The sequence below is a fragment of the Kribbella sindirgiensis genome (assembly GCF_004331435.1).
Classification (GTDB): Bacteria; Actinomycetota; Actinomycetes; order Propionibacteriales; family Kribbellaceae; genus Kribbella; species Kribbella sindirgiensis.
The window spans coordinates 20,418-38,645 of sequence record NZ_SJKA01000026.1 but is presented as its reverse complement, the minus strand read 5'-3'; the positions used below and the strand labels follow the sequence as shown (position 1 = coordinate 38,645).

Below are 18,228 nucleotides of genomic sequence, written 5' to 3'. Positions count from 1 at the left end.
GCTCAGTCGAAGAAATAGGGATAGGGGACCGACTCCGGCTGGCTGGCGGCGTCGAGTCGTTCCTGGTGTTCCGGCGCGAGCGTGAAGTCCGCGGCGCCGAGCAGGTCGTCGAGGTACTCCGGTGTCCGGGGACCGATGATCGGTGCGGTCACGCCGGGACGCTGCATCAGCCACCGGATGGCGACCTGGGGGAGTGTGCGACCGGTCTCGGCCGCAACCGCCGTCAGCTCGTCGATCACGTGCCACGTGTGCTCATTGGCATAGCGGTCCCATGCATGCGTGCCGGGCGTGGACACCTTGCTGTCCCTGGGCGGCGCGGTCATGCCGCGGCGGAACGCTCCGGACAACCAGCCTGACCGCAGCGGTGACCAGGTGATCACGCCGAGCCCCTCGTTCTGGCAGACCGGAAGCAGTTCCCACTCGGTGGAGCGGTCCAGCAACGTGTAGAGCGGCTGGAGACTGGCGAGCGGCTGCCAGCCGTTCTGCGCGCACAGGTCGACCGCCTTCTGCAGCTGCCAGCCGCGGAAGTTGCTGACGCCGATATAGCGGACCTTGCCGGCCTGGACGAGGCCGTCCAGGGTCGACAAGCTCTCGGCGAGCGGTGTGCTGTCGTCCCAGAGGTGGAGCTGGTACAGGTCGACGTAGTCGGTGCCGAGGCGGCGCAGACTCGCGTCGACCGCGTCGAGAATGTGTTTACGGGACAGGCCCTGATCCGTGGGACGCGGCCCCATCCGACCCCAGACCTTGGTGGCGATGACGTAGCCGGAGCGTTGCTGCGTCTTCAGCCACCGTCCGAGCACCTCCTCCGACGCGCCGGCGCCATACACGTCGGCCGTGTCGATGAACGTCCCGCCGGCGTCGGTGAACGTCTGCAGGATCTTCCGGCTGTCCTGCTCGTCCGTCCGGTCGCCGAACATCATCGCGCCCAGGCAGAGCTCACTGACCTTCAGACCCGTCGTTCCAAGAGTTCTGTAGTCCATGCCCCGACGCTACGAGCTGGAGCGCGCTCCAGCTCAAGACCTCTGTGTGGTCGAGGGGTAGACCGCGCCGGTGTACTTCTCGCCGGGGCCCTGGCCGGGCTCGTCCTGGATGGTGCTGGCTTCGCGGAAGGCGAGCTGAAGGGAGCGGAGGCCGTCCTTGAGCGGCGCCGCGTGGTGGTGGCCGAGTGACGGTGCGGCAGCGTCGAGCAGGCCGGCCAGCGAGTCGATCAGGGAACGGGCCTCGTCGAGGTCCTTGTGGTCGGGGAGGTCCGCGGCCAGGCCGAGGTTGACGGCGGCGGCGCTCATCAGGTGCAGTGCGGCGGTGGAGATGATCTCCACGGCGGGGACCTCGGCGATGTCGCGGGACGCGGTCGACAGGGGGTCAGGCTGGGAAGTGGCATCTGCGTCGGTCATGCTGCTACTCTTGCATGGCGACCGACCCGGTCCATTGGTGACCCCTGAGCGGAATAGTTCAGGACCGCCGGTGGTTCGAGTCTAAGCGGAGGGCCACCTCCCACCCAGTCGATGAACAGTCGGCGGGTCCCGGTCATTGGTACGGCGTACCACCCGCAGGGGTTGGGACGTCGTACATCTGGGAATTGGGCCTTCGTGTGATCGCACGAGGGCCTTTTCGTTTTCCAGGGCCCGCGGTGATCGCGAGGTGGCACCCAGTACGAGTTCAACCCAGGAGGACCCATCACCACTGATTTGCGCGTCAACGAGCGCATCCGCGTTCCCGAGGTGCGACTGGTCGGACCGAACGGTGAGCAGGTAGGCATCGTTCGGATCGAGGACGCACTTCGGCTGGCCCAGGAAGCCGATCTCGACCTGGTCGAGGTCGCCGCAACCGCCCGGCCTCCGGTCTGCAAGTTGATGGATTTCGGCAAGTACAAGTACGAGACCGCGCAGAAGGCGCGCGAGTCCCGCCGGAACCAGACCAACACCATCATCAAAGAGATGAAGCTGCGGCCGAAGATCGACCCGCACGACTACGAGACCAAGAAGGGTCACGTGGTGCGGTTCCTGAAGGCTGGGGACAAGGTCAAGATCACCATCATGTTCCGTGGTCGTGAGCAGTCCAGGCCGGAGCTCGGCTTCCGGTTGCTGCAGCGGCTGGCCGAAGACGTGACCGAGCTCGGCTTCGTCGAGTCCTCGCCGCGTCAGGACGGCCGGAACATGATCATGGTGCTCGGACCGCACAAGAAGAAGTCCGAAGCGCGCGTGGACGTGGAAGCCGAGAAGGCGCAGCGGAAGGCCGAGCGCGAGGCCGAGGAGCAGGCGGAGCGCCAGGAGCGCGCCGAGCAGGCTCAGGCCCACGAGGCCGAACGCGCCGCCGGAGTGACCAAGAAGCCGAAGGGTCCGGCCGACAACCTCGACCCGGAGTGACGTTCCGCTCCGGCTCGGAAGGGCCGGAGCACGTCGTACCGACGATCGAGTCAACGAAGAAAATCAGGAGCACAACAGCCATGCCGAAGATGAAGACCCACTCGGGGATGAAGAAGCGCGTCCGGGTCACCGGGTCGGGCAAGATCCGCCGTGAGCAGACCGGTGTCCGCCACCTCGCCGAGGCGAAGTCCTCGAAGCGCAAGCGCCGCCTGTCCGGCACCGTCGAGGTCGCCCCGGCGTACGTCAAGAAGGCCAAGAAGCTTCTCGGCATCTGAGGCTCCCGCCTCGCCCCTCCCGAACATCCCCCGCCGTGGGCAATCCTGTCGCCGGCGCAGAAATACAAGGAGTAACACCTCATGGCACGCGTGAAGCGGGCAGTCAACGCCCACAAGAAGCGCCGGGTCGTACTCGAGCAGGCCAGCGGCTACCGCGGCCAGCGCTCGCGGCTGTACCGCAAGGCCAAGGAGCAGGTCACCCACTCGCTCGTCTACGCCTACCGTGACCGCAAGGCGCGCAAGGGCGACTTCCGGAAGCTGTGGATCCAGCGCATCAACGCCGCGGTCCGCGCCGAGGACCTGACCTACAACCGCTTCATCCAGGGCCTGCGCCTGGCCGAGGTCGAGGTGGACCGCAAGATCCTCGCCGACCTCGCCGTCAACGACCCGGCCGCGTTCTCCGCGCTCGTGCAGGTGGCCAAGGCCGCCCTGCCGGCGGACGTGAACGCGCCGAAGACCGACGCGGCCTGAGCAACACCCGTAGCTGCGAAGTGGCGAGTCCCGGTCTGCTGACCGCGCAATCCGCGCGGATCAAACAGGCCCGGCGGCTCGCCACTCGTGCGTTCCGGCGCAAGACCGGACGGTTCCTGGTCGAAGGCCCGCAGGCCGTCCGGGAAGCCCTCGAACATCGCGAGCTCGTCGTCGAGGTGTACGCCGAACCAGCGCTGGCGACCCGGCATCGCGATCTCTACGACCTCGCCGTGGCGGCCGGCGTCCCGTGGTTCGAGGTCGACCGCGCCGCCGTCGAAAGCCTGAGCGAGACGGTCACCTCGCAAGGTGTCGTCGCGGTCTGCTCGCTGGTGACCGTACCGCTGCCGGACGGCGCGTTGCGGCTCGTCGCCGCCGGTGTCCAGGTCCGCGATCCCGGCAACGTCGGCACCTTGATCCGTACAGCGGACGCGGCCGGCGCCGATGCCGTCGTACTGACCACGGAGTCCGTCGACCCGCACAACCCGAAGGCGGTCCGGGCCAGCGTGGGCAGCATCTTCCATGTGCCGATCAGCACGGACGTCGATATCGTCGCGGCGGTGCAGAGGTGGCGCTCGGACGGCCTTCAGGTGCTCGCTGCCGACGGGTACGGCGCAACCGACCTGGACACCTGCATCGACGACGGCACGCTCGCGAAGCCGACCGTGTGGCTGTTCGGCAACGAGGCCCACGGCCTGCCGGACGGCATCAACGCCCTCGTCGACCACTCGGTGAAGGTCCCGATCTACGGCCGCGCCGAATCCCTCAATCTGGCGACCGCCGCCGCGATCTGCCTGTACGCCTCGGCCCGGGCGCAACGCCGTTGATCTTCGATCTGCCAGGGCGGTTCTGGCGCGGGAACCTGCACACGCACTCGAACCTGTCCGACGGAGCCTTGTCGCCGGCCGGCACCGCTGCCGTGTATCGCGAGGCCGGGTACGACTTCGTCGCGATCACCGACCACTTCCGCGCGGAGTACGGGTTCCCGATGACGGACACGCGGGACCTCCGGACGGACGGGTTCACCACGCTGATCGGCGCCGAGCTGCACGCACCGCGAACCGAAGCCGGTCAGTCCTGGCACATCGTCGCCGTCGGCCTGCCCTTGGACTTCGCGGCGCCCACGGCTTCTGAAACCGGGACCGAGCTCGCGCGCCGCGCCCGCGCCGCCGGGGCCTGGATCGGCATGGCGCATCCATCAGCCTCGCTCCTCACCGCAGCCGACGCCGAGAGCCTCGACGCCGCGCACTCGATCGAGGTCTACAACGCCCTCGCCGACCGCGAGAACCGCGGCGACAGCTGGCACCTCACCGACGTCCTCCTGAACCGCGGCCACCGCTTCACCACGTACGCCGCCGACGACGCCCACCTGCAACCCCAGGACCCGCCACCCTGCCAGGCCTGGATCCACGTCCGCGCCGAATCCCTCGCCCCGGACGCCCTCCTGACCGCGTTGAAGGCCGGCCACTTCTACTCCAGCACCGGCCCCGAGCTGTACGACGTACGCATCGAAGCCGACGAGATCACCGTCAAGTGCTCACCCGCCACCAAGATCCTCCTCACCGGCGGCCACCCCGGCGCCGAGGTCCGCCAAGGCACCGACCTCACCGAGTGCACGTTCCCCCTGCACCTGTTCCGCAACACTCACTGCCGCATCACCACCGAAGACGCCACCGGCCGCCGCGCCTGGACCAACCCGATCCACCTGCAACAGCGTTCCCGCTGACACCCGGCCCCGGTCGCGACGGCATGTGGTGGGTTGACGTCCGAGATGCAGGGTTTGCGTCCAGGATCTCGGACGCAAACCCTGCATCTGATGGGTAGACCCCTGCCGTTCAGGTCGGGGCCGCCGGGGCCGCGGGATCGGGGAGGCCGCCGTACGGGCGGGGCGGCTACTTCTTGACGCGGGACTCGAGGCCGTCGAGGAGGGCGTCGAGGCCGAAGACGAAGTTCTCGGTGAGGCCGGAGTCGAGGTCCATCGAGGTGCGGCGGCGGACGGACTTCTGCATCTCGGGGTAGTCGCCGGCGACGACCTTCGCCTGTTCGAGGATGTCGGAGACCCAGCTCTCCTGGGAGCGGCCGGACTTGCGGACCATCTCGCGGGTGGCGACCTCGGCACTGACCGTGCCGAGGACGTACGACATCACGCTGCCCAGCGCGAGGTCGATCTCGTGCTCGGAGAAACCGGCCGCCCCGAACAGGACCAGTCCGCGGGAGCCCATCGACATCGCGTTCGGGCCGATGCTCGGGCGGGTGTACATCACCTCGGGCAGCCACGGGTGCCGCAGTACGGCGGACCGCAGGCTGTGCCCGAACAGCAGCGCACCGGCCCGCCACCCGGCCAGCTCCGGCTCGGGTACGTCGATCTCGCCCCAGACCTCGTCGATCAACAGGTCGATCAGGTCGTCCTTGGTGTCGACGTACCAGTAGAGGCTGGTCGCGCCCGCCGCCAGCTTGGTGCCGAGTTTGCGCATGCTCAGCCCGGCGATGCCCTCGGTGTCGAGGATCGTCATCGCCGCAGCCACGATCTGCTCGCGGCTGAGCGTCTCCCGGGCGGGTGCCGCCTTGCGTTCCCGGGTCCAGATCCAGTCCTTCATACGGTCCATCCTACAAAGGACTCGCACACCGTACGAGATCGTCATACAGTGTGCGAGTGACTAGTACACCGTTCGAGTCTGACGTCTCTAGCGACCAGGGACACCCCCGGCGCTGGTGGATCCTGCTGATCCTCTGCCTGAGCCTGATGGTCCTGGTGGTCGACAACACCGTCCTCAACCTGGCGATCCCGTCGCTGATGCGCGACCTGGGCGCGACGCCCGCGGACATCCAGTGGGTGATCGACGCCTACATCCTGGCGTTCGCGGGCCTGCTGCTGACCGCGGGAAGCCTCTCCGACCGGTTCGGCCGGCGGAAGATGCTGTTGCTCGGGCTGGTCGTGTTCGGCCTGGCGTCGCTGTTGGCGACCCTGGCCGAGAACCCGTGGCAGCTGATCGCGTGCCGCGGCCTGATGGGTGTCGGCGGCTCGCTGCTGATGCCGAGCACGCTGTCGCTGCTGTTCACGGTGTTCCCGCCGGAGGAGCAGCGCAAGGCGATGGCGGGCTGGTCGATGGTCGCGATGGTGGGCGTGGTGGCCGGCCCGACGGTCGGCGGCGTGCTGCTGAACCACTTCTGGTGGGGCTCGATCTTCTGGCTGAACGTGCCGATCGCGATCCTGGCGATCATCGGCACGCTGGCCCTGATCCCGGAGTCGAAGGGCCCTGCCCGCGATGTCGACCCGGCGGGCGCCGTCCTGACGATTGTCGGTATGGCGTCGATCGTCTGGGCGATCGTCTCGATCCCGCTGCACGGCTGGGGCTCCGGCCGGGTGCTCGGCGCGCTCGCGGTTGGGGTGGTCGCGTTGACGGCGTTCGCCCTGTGGGAGAAGCGCAGTGCGCATCCGATGGTGCCGCTGGCGCTGTTCAAGGACCGGCGGTTCAGCGGTACGAGTTTCTCGATCGTGCTGCTGTCGTTCACCGCGGGTGGATTGCTGCTGGCGTTGACGCAGTACCTGCAGTTCGCGCTCGGGTACACGCCGTTGAAGGCCGGGCTCGCGTTGATCCCGTATGCGCTGTCCGCGGCGCTGTTCAACGGTCTCGGGGCGACGCTCGGCAAGAAGGTCGCCGACCGGACGCTGATCTCGCTCGGTCTGCTGATCATCGCGGGCAGCTTCGCCATCCTGACCCAGGTGTCCGACACGAGCGGGTACGGGTTGCTGATCATCGGCCTGCTGGTGATGGGGATCGGCGGTGGCCTGGCCGGTCCGGCGGCGTACACGCTGTTGATGCAGGCCGTTCCGCCGGAGCACCGCGGTGTCGGGTCGGCGATGAACGACACGGTGCAGCAGACGGGTGCCGCGCTCTCGGTCGCCGTACTGGGCAGTGTGCTCGCCGCGGCGTACTCGTCGGCGCTGCCGGACTCCGTCCCGGAGGCGGCCCGTAAGTCGATCGCCGACACCCTGGCACTCGGCCCGGACTTCCTCGGCGCGGCCAAGCACGCGTTCGTCGACGCCATGTCGATCGCGATGACGGTCGGCGCGATCGGCGCGGTCGCCGGCGCGGTGGTCGCGCTGGCGGTCCTCCCGAAGGGCGAGAAGAAGGTGCAGGACGCCGTACCGGCCGTTGACGACCCGGTGCACTGACAGCATTCAGGTATGACGCGACGGTGGCTGATCGACCTGCCGACCCGGATCCATCTCTGGTCGGCGGAGTTCCAGATCCGCCACCGTTCGTCGTCCTCAGACCCGGCCAGGCTCCGGAATCTCGACGTACTACGGGAGTACCGCAAGAGCCGTGCCTTCCCACGCAACGACACCGGCCTGCGCAGTACGCCGTACTTCGTCGACGCGGACGGCCGGCACTGCGCGGTCGGCCACCTGATGCGCGAGTCCGGCGAACACAACGCCGTACGCCGAATCGCGGCCACCGCCAACCTCGCCCGCATCGGCGATATGAACCCGGCGGATCTCGCCTGGGCCGACCGCTCCGGCCTGACCAAGCGAGAACTCGCACGGATCCAGCCGCAGTACTCGAGCAGTGGTCAGGCCGCCGTCGACCTGCTGCTCTGGACCGCGTTGATGCTGGTGCCGTTCGCGCTGCTGTCCGGCTTGCTCGGACGGATCGGGCTGCGGCGCACCGGACTGCGGCAAGGCCTGGTCGGAGCCACCGTGCTCCTGTGCACGCTGTGGTCGGTGCTGGGGTATATGACGGTCTGGATGGGTGGGATCCACAGCGGGGACGGCCTCACTCTGATCTGGTTCGGGTGGGCCGTCGTGATTGCCGGACCGATCCTGGCCACCGTCGTGATGCTCCGGCTGGTGAGCCGCGACCGGGTCCGTGAGGCGGCCGTGGCGCCGATCACCGGAGCGGCCGTGGGCGTGCTGATGACGATCGTGACCGGTGCCTATCTCATCGTCGGCGCCGTCGACCTGGCCGGCCGCGAGCCCGAGGAACCGGTCGGGGACGGGGGCCTTCCCCTGCCCTACGGTGGGGCCGTCAGCGGCGTTGACGTCTCCTTCCCGATCGGCTTCGGGGCTCTTCTGCTCGGTCTGCTCGCCCTCGGGATCGGAGTCGTCGGCCTGCGGCGCCTGAACGACCCGGTGCACTGACAGCATTCAGGCATGACGCGACGGTGGCTGATCGACCTGCCGAGCCGGATCCAGCTCTGGACCGTGGAACACGAGCTCCGGCGGCGACCGTCCTCTGATCCCGAGCGGCTGCGGAATCTCGACGTACTCCGGGCGTACCGGAAGAGCCGGGCCTTTCCGCGCAACGACACCACCCTGGCCAACACGCCGTACTTCGTGGACCGCGACGGCCGGCACTGCGCGGTCGGTCACCTGATGCGGATGTCGGGCGACGAGGACGCCGTACGGCGGATCGCGGCCGAGGCCAATCTCGCGCGCATCGACGACATGGACCCGGCCGTACTCGCGGACTGGATGCAACGGTCCGGGTTGACGAAGCGCGAGCTGGCCCGCATCCAACCGGGCTACCCACACGAGTCGCAGCCACTCGTGGACGTGTTGCTCTACACGGCGCAGCTGATGATCCCGCTCGCCCTGCTGTCGTTCGTCGTCGGCCGGATCAGTGTGCATCGGATGGCGCTGAGGCGCGGCTTGGTCGTCGCCGGCCTCGTGGTGTGCGCGGCCTTGACGATCCTCGCGATGAGCGCTCGGAACAGCCTCGCGGGCAGCCCCGGAGCGCTCGAACTGACGGTCTGGTACGCCGCCGTACTCGGTCCACTCGTGGTGACGGCGGTCCTCGTGTTCCTCGCCCGCGGTGGACGGATCGCGGACGAGAGCATCCCGTCGATCTCCGGTCTGCTCGCCGGCGCCGTCGGGACCGTGCTCGCCGCCGTCTACCTCGTCCTCGACGTCGTCGTCCCGAACCCGACCGAAACGCCGCCCGGCAGGCTCAGCATGGGTCCGGACCAGCCGAGTTTCTCGTCTCCGCCGGCCGTGGTCGCGCTCCTGTTCGGGTTCCTGGCGGTTGCCTGGTCGGTGCGTGCGCTGCGTTGGGGAGCTCGTGACTGATCAGGAGATCGCGAACCTGGTCTTGATGTCGCAGTTCATCCTGCTCCCGATCGCGCTCGGTCTCATGTTGTTCGGCCGGTCGCGCGGGAACCGGCGGGTGCTGGCCTGGTCGCGCGGCCTCGCGATCCTGGCGCTCGTCCTGGCGGCCGCGTACGACGTGGCCGGGGCGGTGTACTTGCTCCTCGCCGAGCCCGAGCCGGGCCACGAGCCGTGGGCCGACCCATCCGCGGTCGTGGACTACCCGACCTTCTTCCTCCCGATCGGCGTCGGCGCGCTCCTGGCCGGAGCCGGGATCCTGGTCGGCGTCACCCGCGCCAGACACCACCTGGGCTGACCCTCCCCACAGTCGGCAGGCCGACAGTACGTATACGTCCACTACCCGCATCACCAGCCGCTTGTCACGCGTGCAGTCGCGAGTACTAGGCGTATACGTACTGTCCAGCTGCAGCTTCTGAGCCGAATGCCGTGGGGTGGTTGTGGACGGCCGATTCACGGTCTTGGGCCTGGGGTTTCTAGACTGCAATCCGCAGACGTACCAACCCGAGAGCGAGCCATGTCCGGTCCCAACACTGATTACGACCCGGTCGAAGTGACGCCGCTGCATGCCGAAGAGGTGGAGCGGACCCGCGACGAGGCGCTGACGGCGTTTACCGGGGCGGCCGATCTGGCTGCCTTGCAGGAGGCCAAGACCGCGCATCTCGGCGACAAGTCGCCGATCGTGCTCGCCAACCGGGAGATCGGCGCGCTGCCGCCGCAGGCCCGGAAGGAGGCCGGTCAGCGGATCGGCGCGGCGCGGAAGGCGATCAACGAGGGGTTCGCGTCCCGGCTCGCGGTGCTCGAGGCCGAGCACGAGGAGCGGATGCTGGACACCGAGCGTGTCGACGTGACGCTGCCCTGGCACACCCCGCGGCTCGGCGCCAGGCACCCGTTGTCGCTGATCTCCGAGCAGGTCGCGGACGTGTTCACCGCGCTCGGCTGGGATGTCGCGGAAGGCCCCGAGGTCGAGGCGGAATGGCTGAACTTCGACGCCCTGAACTTCCAGCCCGACCACCCGGCGCGGCAGATGCAGGACACGTTCTTCGTCGAGCCGGCCGGCTCCGGCAAGGTACTGCGGACTCACACCTCGCCGGTGCAGGCGCGCTCGATGCTGTCCCGCAAGCCCCCGATCTACGTGATCTGCCCGGGCCGCGTGTTCCGCACCGACGAGCTGGACGCGACGCACACGCCGGTCTTCCACCAGGTCGAGGGGCTCGTTATTGACGAAGGGATCACGCTCGCGCACCTGAAGGGCACGCTCGACCACTTCGTCGTGTCGATGTTCGGCGAGGGCCTGGAGGCGCGGCTGCGGCCGAACTTCTTCCCGTTCACCGAGCCGTCGGCCGAGGTCGACCTGAAGTGCTTCGTCTGCCGCGGCGCGTCCGTCGGCAACCCGGACCGGCCGTGCCGCACCTGTGGCAGCGAGGGCTGGATCGAGTGGGGCGGCTGCGGCGTCGTGAACCCGCGGGTCCTGCAGGCCAACGGCATCGACACCGACCGGTACTCCGGTTTCGCCTTCGGCATGGGCCTGGAGCGGACGCTGATGTTCCGCAACGGCGTCGAGGACATGCGGGACATGGTCGAGGGTGACGTGCGGTTCAGCCGCCAGTTCGGGATGGAGATCTGATGCGGGTCCCACTGTCATGGCTTCGTGAGTACGTCGACCTGCCGGACGGGGTGACCGGCCGCGACGTCGCGGAGCAGCTGATCCGGGCCGGTCTCGAGGTGGAGACCGTCGAGGAGTCCGACCTGACCGGCCCGCTCGTGGTCGGCAAGGTGCTGACCTACGAGAACGAGCCGCAGAAGAACGGCAAGACGATCCGCTGGTGCTCACTGGACATCGGCAAGGACGAGCCGCAGTGGGTGGTCTGCGGTGCGCACAACTTCGAGGTCGGCGATCTCGTGGTCGTCGTGCTGCCGGGCGCGGTGCTGCCGGGCGGGTTCGCGATCTCGGCGCGGAAGACGTACGGGCACGTGTCCAACGGGATGATCTGTTCGAGCGCGGAGCTCGGTCTCGGCGACGACGGTACGCACGGCATCGTCGTCCTGGAGCCGGGCGAGGCCACGCCGGGTGATGACGCGATCGAGTTGCTCTCGCTGAGCGACGACGTACTCGACATCGCGGTCACGCCGGATCGTGGGTACTGCCTGTCGATCCGTGGCGTGGCGCGTGAGGCGGCGACGGCGTACGGCGTACCGCTGAAGGATCCGGCGGCGCTGCCGTTGAACGGGTCCGGATCGGGTGGGTATCCGGTGCGGGTCGACGATGCCGAGGCGTGCAGTGTGTTCGTCACGCGGACGGTGACCGGGATCGACGCCAAGGCGCTGTCGCCGCGGTGGATGCAGAAGCGGCTGCTCGCGGCCGGGATGCGGCCGATCTCGATCGGGGTCGATGTCACGAACTACGTGATGCTCGAGCTGGGTCAGCCGATCCACGGGTACGACAAGGACCGGCTGAGCGGTGAGATCGTCGTACGGCGGGCGAACGCCGGCGAGAAGCTGATGACGCTGGACGACCAGACCCGCGAGCTGGACCCCGAGGATCTGCTGATCACCGACGACTCCGGCGCGATCGGCGCCGCGGGGGTGATGGGCGGTGCGTCGACGGAGATCTCGGACGCGACCACCGACGTGGTGATCGAGGCCGCGCATTTCGACCCGATCGTGATCGCGCGGGCGTCGCGCCGGCACAAGCTGTCGTCGGAGGCGTCGCGCCGGTTCGAGCGCGAGGTCGACCCGAACCTGCCGCGGTACGCCGCCCAGCGGGTCGCGGACCTCCTGTCCGAGTACGCGGGTGGCACCGTCCTCCCCGACGAAACTGTCGTCGACACCCACCCGAAGCCGGCCCCCGTCACCCTCCGCGCCGACCACGCTGCCCGGGTGGCCGGTGCTGTGATCACGCTCGACGAGACGGTCCGGCACCTGGCTTCGGTGGGCTGCACGGTCGAAGCCGCGGCAGCGGATGCGGTCGCCGCTCCGTTGGCCGCGGGTGCGCACGCTCCGGTGTTGGCCGAGGTCGGCTCCACGAGCGTCGGATCAACATCGGTCGAGGGTGACGACCTGCTGACGGTTACTCCGCCGTCCTGGCGGCCGGATTTGCGGGATCCTAATGACTTTGCTGAAGAGGTCATTCGGTTGTTCGGGTTCGACAACGTGCCGTCGGTTCTGCCGGCTGCGCCGGGCGGGCAGGGGCTGACGGTTTCGCAGCGCCGGCGGCGGCGGGTGGCGACCGCGCTGGTGGGTGCGGGGCTGACCGAGGTCGTGTCCTACCCGTTCACGGGTGACGCCGACTTCGACGCGATGGGCGTACCGGCCGACGACGTCCGCCGTACGACGGTCAAGCTCGTCAACCCGATCTCCGACGAAGAGCCGTCGATGCAGACCACTCTGCTCGCGACCCTGCTCCGCACCGCCGAGCGCAACGTCGGCCGTGGTGCGAACGACCTGGCGATCTTCCAGACCGGTCTGGTGTTCCTGCCGAAGGCGGAGACGAAGCCCGCGCCGCTGCCGTCGGTCGCGCAGCGGCCGAGTGACGCCGAGGTCCAGACGCTGTACGACGCGCTCCCGGACCAGCCGCTGCACGTCGGTGTGGTGCTGACCGGTGCGCTGGCGCCGACCGGCTGGTGGGGTAAGGGTCGTCCGGCCGGTTGGGCCGACGCGGTGCAGGTCGCGCGGCTGATCGCGTCGGTGGTCGGGGTCGAGCCGGTCGTGAAGAACGTGGAGCTCGCGCCGTGGCACCCGGGGCGGTGCGCGGAGTTCTCGGTCGGTGGCCCAGATGGCACCGTGATCGGGCACGCGGGTGAGCTGCACCCGAAGGTGTGTCAGGCGTTCGGTCTGCCGGCGCGGTCGAGTGCGGTCGAGCTCGACCTCGACGCGCTGATCGCGGCGGGTCCGGAGTCGATCGCGGCGCAGCCGTTCTCGTCGTACCCGGTGGCCAAGGAGGACGTTGCGTTGATCGTCCCGGCCGAGGTCGCGGCAGCCGACGTACAGGCGGCGCTGGTTGAGGGTGCGGGTGAGCTGCTGGAGTCGGTGCGGCTGTTCGACGTGTACACCGGTGAGCAGATCGGCGAGGGAAAGAAGTCGCTCGCGTTCGCGCTGCGGTTCCGGGCGCCGGACCGGACGCTGAAGGAGAACGAGGTCGCCGACGCCCGCCAAGCCGCGGTCCAGGTCACCGTCGACCGCTTCGCCGCCGTCCAACGGGTCGGCTGACAGCCATGGGCGGTCACCCGCGGGTGGCAGTGTCGGCGCCGAATGCGGCAGCCGCCGAAGCCGGCGTGCGGGTGGCCGCCGAGGGTGGGAACGCGGTCGATGCCGCGATCGCGGCCACGCTCGTCACGATGGTGAACGAGGTCGGCATCGTGTCGCCGGCGTCGGGCGGCTTCGTGACCCTGCAGGTTGCGGGTGGTGAGGCGGTCACCATCGACGGGTGGGTGGAGATGCCTGGCCGCGGCCTGCCGACGGACCGGTTCGGGCGTGGTGTCTGGGACATCACCACCGACTACGGCGGCGGTACGACGACCACCGTCGGCCACGGCTCCGTGGCCACCCCGGGCGGGATGAAGGCCCTCGACCTGGCCCACCGCCGCTCCGGCAAGGCCCCGTGGCACGAGGTCGTGCAGCCCGCGATCGATGTCGCCCGCAACGGCTTCCCGCTGAGCCGGACGTCGGGCTACTACCTCGGCTACACCCACGAGATCATCTTCGGCTGGCACCAGCCGAGCCACTCGGTGGTGCACGACGACGACGGTGCGGTGATCAAGGCCGGCAGCACGATCGTGATCCCGGAGCTCGCCGAAGCGCTCGAACTGATCGCCCGCGACGGCGCCGAGACCATGTACACGGGCGAGCTCGCCCAGCTCCTGATCCACGACATGGCCGCGAACGAAGGCATCCTCACGGCCGCGGACCTCGCCGCGTACGAGGCCGTCGTACGCCCGGCGCTCATCGTCAACCAGAACGGCTGGCGGCTCGCCACCAACCCGCCGCCCGCGGTCGGGGGAGTGGCCGTCGCCGCGATGCTCGCGCTGCTCGACGGCGTACCGGCCGACGGCAGTTGGCGGCAGTCCGAGCTGGAGCGGTTGATCGACGTGCAGTACGCCGTACTCGGGCAGCGGCTCGCAGAGCTCGACCAGGAGGACGTGCGCAAGCTGGAGGGCCAGAAGCTGCTTGATCTCGCGGCCGCCGGCGACCTGCGGGCGTTGACCTCACCGAGCACGGCGACCGTGTCGGTTGTCGACGACGAGGGCGACGCGTGCGCGATCACCGTCTCCTCCGGCTACGGGTCCGGTGTCCTCACGCCCGGCACCGGGATCTGGCTGAACAACGCCCTCGGCGAGCAGGAGTTGCTGCACGGCGGCCCGCACAGCCTCGCGCCCGGCACCCGGCTCACGTCGAACATGGCCCCGAGCGTGGCCCGCCGCGAGAGCGACGGCGCCGTCCTCGCGATCAGCTCACCCGGATCCGACCGGATCCCGACCGCGCTCGCCCAGGTGTATGCGCTCTACACCCACGGTGGTCTGCGGCTCCGCGAGGCCGTCGAGCACCCGCGGCTGCACGTCCGCGTCCGCGAGGACGTCGTCGTCGACTACGAAGACGACCTGCCGGTGTCCGGTTCGACGGCGTTGCGGACCCGCCCGATGCCGCCGCACTCGATGTACTTCGGCGGCGTCGCGGCTGCGTTCTGGGACCCGGCCGACGGCCTGCTCGCCGTCGGCGACCCGCGCCGAACCGGTGCGGTGGCGATCTCCCCCTGACCGCGCTAGTAAGGTCAGGCCACCAGGATCCGGAAAGGCAGCCGATGCGGGACACCCACCCCGAGCTCTCCGTCGTCGTACCGATGTACGACGAGGAGGAGGTGCTGCCGATCTTCTTCGAGCGGATGCACCCGCTGCTCGACGGCTTGGGGATCACCTACGAGCTGCTGGTCGTCGACGACGGCAGCCGGGACCGGACCGCGGCGCTGCTGCTCGACGCCGCCAAGGACTGGCCGCAGCTCCGGGTCGTCCGCCTGCTCCGCAACAGCGGTCACCAGGCCGCCCAGTCGGCCGGCTTCCGCCGCGCCCGCGGTCAGTACGTCGTCACGATCGACGCCGATCTCCAGGATCCGCCGGAGATCATCTCCGAGTTCCTGCACGCCGTCCGCGAGCAGGACGTCGACGTCGTGTACGGCGTACGCTCCGACCGCTCGAGCGACTCCTGGGCGAAACGTACGTCGGCGCGGCTGTACTACCGGTTGATGTGCCGCCTGGTCGGCAAGGACATCCCGTTCGACGCGGCCGACTTCCGGCTGGTGACCCGGCGGGTGGTGGACGCGGTGAACGCGCTGCCCGACGACGGCCGGGTGTTCCGTCTCGTGATCCCGTGGCTCGGGTTCCCGAGCGCCGAGGTCAAGTACGTCCGGGCGGAGCGGGCCGCCGGTACGACGAAGTACAGCGTCTCCAAGATGGTCCGGCTCGCGTTCGACAGCGTGACCGCGTTCTCGGCGGCCCCGCTGCGGCTGGCGACCTGGCTGGGGCTGCTCGGTGGCGGGATGTCCGGCCTGTTCGTGGTCGGCGCGCTGGTCATCAAGCTGACCGGACGCAGCATCCCCGGCTGGACGTCGACGGTTCTCGCGGTCAGTGTGATCGGCGCGATCCAGCTGTTGTGCCTCGGTCTGCTGGGTGAGTACGTCGCGCGCTTGTTCCAGTCGAGTCAGCGCAGACCGCAGTTCCTCGTCGGGTACGACAGCCTGACGGACCACGGGCACCAGGAGCCCGTCCACGAAAGCACGCCTTCCAAGAGATGAAGCGAGCTGTCCCGTGGCTGCTGCCGATCCTGGTGGCGGTCGGTGGGTTCGTAGCGCTCGGCGACGTCGGGGCCGGTCCGCTCGTCAAGTACGCCGTCTACTTCGCCGGGGCGATCGCGCTGCCCGGCACGTTGCTGTTGCGGGCCGCGTGGCGCAGCACCGGCAACTGGGCTGAGGACCTGGGTCTCGGGTCGGTGGTCGGTGCGACGTGGCAGCTGATCGGCTGGGCGATCTTCACCGCGCTCGGCTGGCAGCGTTGGCTGCTCGTGTGGCCGGCGCTCGTCCTGATCGGCTTCGCTCTCGTCGGGCGGCAGCACTTCCGGATCGCCGAACCCAGACCGCTGCCGTTCGCGTGGACGGTCGGCCTGGCGGTGTCCGTGGCGGTCATGGTCGGCGCAGCCACCTTCGGCGTCATGGCGTACCACCCGATGCCGCCGTACGGCGAGGCGTACTACCCGGACCTCCTGTACCACCTGTCGATGGTGCAGGAGCTGACCCGCACTGTGCCGCCCGAGATCCCGCAGGTCGTCAACGAGCGGCTCGAGTACCACTGGTTCGCGAACGCCGACATGGCCGCGGCCGTCGACGTCACGCGGCTCACGCCGATGGTCGTACTGTTCCGGCTCTGGGTCCTGCCGTGGCTGGTCGTGTCGCTGCTCGTCTGCGCGACACTGGCCCGCGTCGTCAGCCGCACCTGGTGGACCGGCGTGCTCGCCGCACTCGCGCTGGCTGCCCCGCAGCTGTTCCTGCTGGTCGACACGAGCGTGAACCTCGCACCCCCGGTCAGCCTCCTCAGCCCATCCCAAACCTTCGGCCTGGTCGCCGCCGTCACCACAGCCGTCCTCCTTATCGACCTGCTGTTCAAGAACGGCAGCCACTGGCTCTGGCTGCTCATCGTGCCGGTCGCTGTAGTCGGAGGCGGCTCCAAACCGACCGTGCTCCCGTTGCTGATAGCAGGTGTTGGCCTCGCCGCGCTGTACCTACTGGTGACAACGCGACGTCTCCCATGGCGGCTGATCGGTACGACGGCCGTACTGCTAGCTGCTGGCGCCGTGACCTTCCTGACGGTGGCTGGAAGCACCAGTGGGTCGCGGCTGCAATTCCTCGCCGTACTGAAGTCGCTGCCCGTGTACACCGCGGCGACTGGCGACAAGACGCAGCCGGGCGACGGCGGACTCATCCTCCCGGCGCTGGCTCACGGCGAGGTGATTGGCACGCTCAGTCTGCTGCTCGGACTGCTGCTGACTCTGCAGGCGATGTCCTGGGCCGGGTTCGGCGTCGTGGGCCGGAAGGACCCGGTCGCGTGGTTCCTGCTCGGGGCCATGATCGCGGGCTGGGCGGGCTACCTGCTGGTCGATCACCCGTCAGTGAGCGAGTCGTACTTCGTCTACACCGCGGCACCGTTCAGCCTGGCCGGCGCCGGCTGGTTCGCAGCAACCAGTGCGCGCGCCTCTGGTCGCCCGGTCCCTATCGCCGTCGCTGCCTTCGTCCTGTCGATCGGGTACGCCGGTTTGATCGTCTGGGCTCGTGGTGTGCCCGCGGCCTCGACCGGTCGGCAGCTGTGGCTGAGCACCCGGATGTTGCTCGTTGTCCTCGGCATCACGCTGTTCCTGCTGCTCGTGTGGCGGCTGACGTTGCGACAAGCCGGTGGCGGCATGTTCGTCGTACTGGTGCTGCTCTCGACCGCCCCGATCAGTTCGTTCCTGCAGAGCGCGATCCGTGGTGACACCGAGAAGGCGCCGACGTACCGGGCCGCGCGGTGGTGGGTGTACCCGGACGAGGCCGAGGCCGCGCTCTGGCTCGCGCGGAACTCCGCGCCGACCGACGTGGTGGCGACGAACACCTGGTGCCGACCGGCGGGGTCGCCCCTGCCGGGATGCGACGCCCGCGGATACCTGGTCAGCGGGATCGCCGGCCGACGCACGCTGCTCGAGGGCTGGGCGTACACGACCCAGGCGATGGCCAAACAAGGCGACGGCGGCCGCCGCTACACCGAGCAGCCGTCACCGTGGCCGGACCGGGTCACTCTCACCAACCAGGCCCTCATGGCACCGAGCCCGGAGGTGCTGCGAAGGCTGCGCGACGAGTACGGCGTCCGCTGGCTGTACGCCGACGCGCGCAACGGACCCGTGTGGCCGGGGCTCGACCAGATGGCCGTACTGCGACACAGCGTCGGCAAGGTCCGGATCTACGAACTCGGAGAGTGATTGTCCCGTAACATTGGGTCCG

17 protein-coding genes are annotated in these 18,228 nt (G+C 69.2%); 14 read left to right on the top strand and 3 right to left on the bottom strand.

Annotated elements, in window-relative coordinates:
- Nucleotides 1–2: 2 nt before the first annotated feature.
- Together E0H50_RS39510 and E0H50_RS39505 are read right to left on the bottom strand one after the other, a co-directional pair.
- Entirely contained in the window at nt 3–980 is a 978-nt protein-coding gene (locus E0H50_RS39510) for an aldo/keto reductase (RefSeq protein WP_131296284.1), read from the bottom strand.
- 33 nt (nt 981–1,013) lie between these two features.
- Nucleotides 1,014–1,394, bottom strand: a complete 381-nt coding sequence (locus E0H50_RS39505; protein WP_131296283.1) for a DUF1844 domain-containing protein — start codon at nt 1,392–1,394, stop codon at nt 1,014–1,016.
- 294 nt (nt 1,395–1,688) lie between these two features.
- On the opposite strand from E0H50_RS39505, the gene infC reads away from it, so the two are divergent.
- The 5 genes from infC to E0H50_RS39480 all read left to right on the top strand — a co-directional run bounded on the left by infC (nt 1,689) and on the right by E0H50_RS39480 (nt 4,835).
- Complete coding sequence (gene infC, locus E0H50_RS39500) at nt 1,689–2,366, top strand: translation initiation factor IF-3 (protein WP_202868536.1); 678 nt, start codon at nt 1,689–1,691, stop codon at nt 2,364–2,366.
- A gap of 80 nt (nt 2,367–2,446) precedes the next feature.
- Entirely contained in the window at nt 2,447–2,641 is a 195-nt protein-coding gene (gene rpmI / locus E0H50_RS39495) for a 50S ribosomal protein L35 (protein ID WP_130383713.1), read from the top strand.
- A gap of 81 nt (nt 2,642–2,722) precedes the next feature.
- Nucleotides 2,723–3,112, top strand: coding sequence for a 50S ribosomal protein L20 (rplT, locus tag E0H50_RS39490; RefSeq protein ID WP_131296281.1), 390 nt, complete (start codon nt 2,723–2,725; stop codon nt 3,110–3,112).
- 20 nt (nt 3,113–3,132) lie between these two features.
- Nucleotides 3,133–3,936, top strand: coding sequence for a TrmH family RNA methyltransferase (locus E0H50_RS39485; protein ID WP_131296280.1), 804 nt, complete (start codon nt 3,133–3,135; stop codon nt 3,934–3,936).
- Nucleotides 3,933–4,835 carry a CehA/McbA family metallohydrolase gene (locus tag E0H50_RS39480; RefSeq protein WP_165547456.1) on the top strand — a complete coding sequence of 301 codons (903 nt, stop codon included), beginning with the start codon at nt 3,933–3,935 and terminating at the stop codon, nt 4,833–4,835. The genes E0H50_RS39485 and E0H50_RS39480 overlap by 4 nt, the downstream gene beginning before the upstream one ends.
- Before the next feature lie 166 nt (nt 4,836–5,001).
- On the opposite strand, the gene E0H50_RS39475 is transcribed toward E0H50_RS39480, so the two are convergent.
- Nucleotides 5,002–5,706, bottom strand: a complete 705-nt coding sequence (locus E0H50_RS39475) for a TetR/AcrR family transcriptional regulator (RefSeq protein WP_238151656.1) — start codon at nt 5,704–5,706, stop codon at nt 5,002–5,004.
- A 56-nt stretch (nt 5,707–5,762) separates the two neighbouring features.
- Here E0H50_RS39475 and E0H50_RS39470 point away from each other — a divergent pair, with 56 nt between their 5' ends.
- The 9 genes from E0H50_RS39470 (at nt 5,763) to E0H50_RS39430 (ending at nt 18,206) form a co-directional block, all read left to right on the top strand.
- The gene (locus tag E0H50_RS39470; RefSeq protein ID WP_238151655.1) at nt 5,763–7,286 is read left to right on the top strand and encodes an MFS transporter; all 1,524 of its coding nucleotides are present in this window, start codon (nt 5,763–5,765) and stop codon (nt 7,284–7,286) included.
- Between the two features lie 12 nt (nt 7,287–7,298).
- Nucleotides 7,299–8,252: a hypothetical protein gene (locus E0H50_RS39465; RefSeq protein WP_131296277.1), complete on the top strand. Its 954-nt coding sequence runs from the start codon at nt 7,299–7,301 to the stop codon at nt 8,250–8,252.
- A gap of 12 nt (nt 8,253–8,264) precedes the next feature.
- Complete coding sequence (locus E0H50_RS39460) at nt 8,265–9,179, top strand: hypothetical protein (protein WP_131296276.1); 915 nt, start codon at nt 8,265–8,267, stop codon at nt 9,177–9,179.
- Nucleotides 9,172–9,513 (top strand): hypothetical protein, encoded by a 342-nt coding sequence (locus E0H50_RS39455; protein ID WP_131296275.1) that lies wholly within the window; start codon nt 9,172–9,174, stop codon nt 9,511–9,513. The genes E0H50_RS39460 and E0H50_RS39455 overlap by 8 nt, the downstream gene beginning before the upstream one ends.
- Before the next feature lie 219 nt (nt 9,514–9,732).
- Nucleotides 9,733–10,842 carry a phenylalanine--tRNA ligase subunit alpha gene (pheS, locus tag E0H50_RS39450; protein WP_131296274.1) on the top strand — a complete coding sequence of 370 codons (1,110 nt, stop codon included), beginning with the start codon at nt 9,733–9,735 and terminating at the stop codon, nt 10,840–10,842.
- Complete coding sequence (pheT, locus tag E0H50_RS39445) at nt 10,842–13,424, top strand: phenylalanine--tRNA ligase subunit beta (protein ID WP_131296273.1); 2,583 nt, start codon at nt 10,842–10,844, stop codon at nt 13,422–13,424. The genes pheS and pheT overlap by 1 nt, the downstream gene beginning before the upstream one ends.
- A 5-nt stretch (nt 13,425–13,429) precedes the next feature.
- Nucleotides 13,430–14,968, top strand: coding sequence for a gamma-glutamyltransferase (locus E0H50_RS39440; protein ID WP_131296272.1), 1,539 nt, complete (start codon nt 13,430–13,432; stop codon nt 14,966–14,968).
- 44 nt (nt 14,969–15,012) lie between these two features.
- Complete coding sequence (locus tag E0H50_RS39435; protein WP_131296271.1) at nt 15,013–15,999, top strand: glycosyltransferase family 2 protein; 987 nt, start codon at nt 15,013–15,015, stop codon at nt 15,997–15,999.
- Nucleotides 15,996–18,206 (top strand): hypothetical protein, encoded by a 2,211-nt coding sequence (locus E0H50_RS39430; protein ID WP_131296270.1) that lies wholly within the window; start codon nt 15,996–15,998, stop codon nt 18,204–18,206. The genes E0H50_RS39435 and E0H50_RS39430 overlap by 4 nt, the downstream gene beginning before the upstream one ends.
- The last annotated feature ends 22 nt before the right edge of the window (nt 18,207–18,228 follow it).

Excerpts from the sequence above, each read along its gene's own strand:
- E0H50_RS39510 (WP_131296284.1), bottom strand. The coding sequence starts at position 980 with ATGGACTACAGAACTCTTGGAACGACGGGTCTGAAGGTCAGTGAGCTC.
- E0H50_RS39460 (WP_131296276.1), top strand. The coding sequence starts at position 8,265 with ATGACGCGACGGTGGCTGATCGACCTGCCGAGCCGGATCCAGCTCTGG.
- E0H50_RS39475 (WP_238151656.1), bottom strand. The coding sequence starts at position 5,706 with ATGAAGGACTGGATCTGGACCCGGGAACGCAAGGCGGCACCCGCCCGG.
- E0H50_RS39440 (WP_131296272.1), top strand. The coding sequence starts at position 13,430 with ATGGGCGGTCACCCGCGGGTGGCAGTGTCGGCGCCGAATGCGGCAGCC.
- pheT (WP_131296273.1), top strand. The coding sequence starts at position 10,842 with ATGCGGGTCCCACTGTCATGGCTTCGTGAGTACGTCGACCTGCCGGAC.
- rplT (WP_131296281.1), top strand. The coding sequence starts at position 2,723 with ATGGCACGCGTGAAGCGGGCAGTCAACGCCCACAAGAAGCGCCGGGTC.
- E0H50_RS39505 (WP_131296283.1), bottom strand. The coding sequence starts at position 1,394 with ATGACCGACGCAGATGCCACTTCCCAGCCTGACCCCCTGTCGACCGCG.
- E0H50_RS39465 (WP_131296277.1), top strand. The coding sequence starts at position 7,299 with ATGACGCGACGGTGGCTGATCGACCTGCCGACCCGGATCCATCTCTGG.
- rpmI (WP_130383713.1), top strand. The coding sequence starts at position 2,447 with ATGCCGAAGATGAAGACCCACTCGGGGATGAAGAAGCGCGTCCGGGTC.
- pheS (WP_131296274.1), top strand. The coding sequence starts at position 9,733 with ATGTCCGGTCCCAACACTGATTACGACCCGGTCGAAGTGACGCCGCTG.
- E0H50_RS39435 (WP_131296271.1), top strand. The coding sequence starts at position 15,013 with ATGCGGGACACCCACCCCGAGCTCTCCGTCGTCGTACCGATGTACGAC.
- E0H50_RS39430 (WP_131296270.1), top strand. The coding sequence starts at position 15,996 with ATGAAGCGAGCTGTCCCGTGGCTGCTGCCGATCCTGGTGGCGGTCGGT.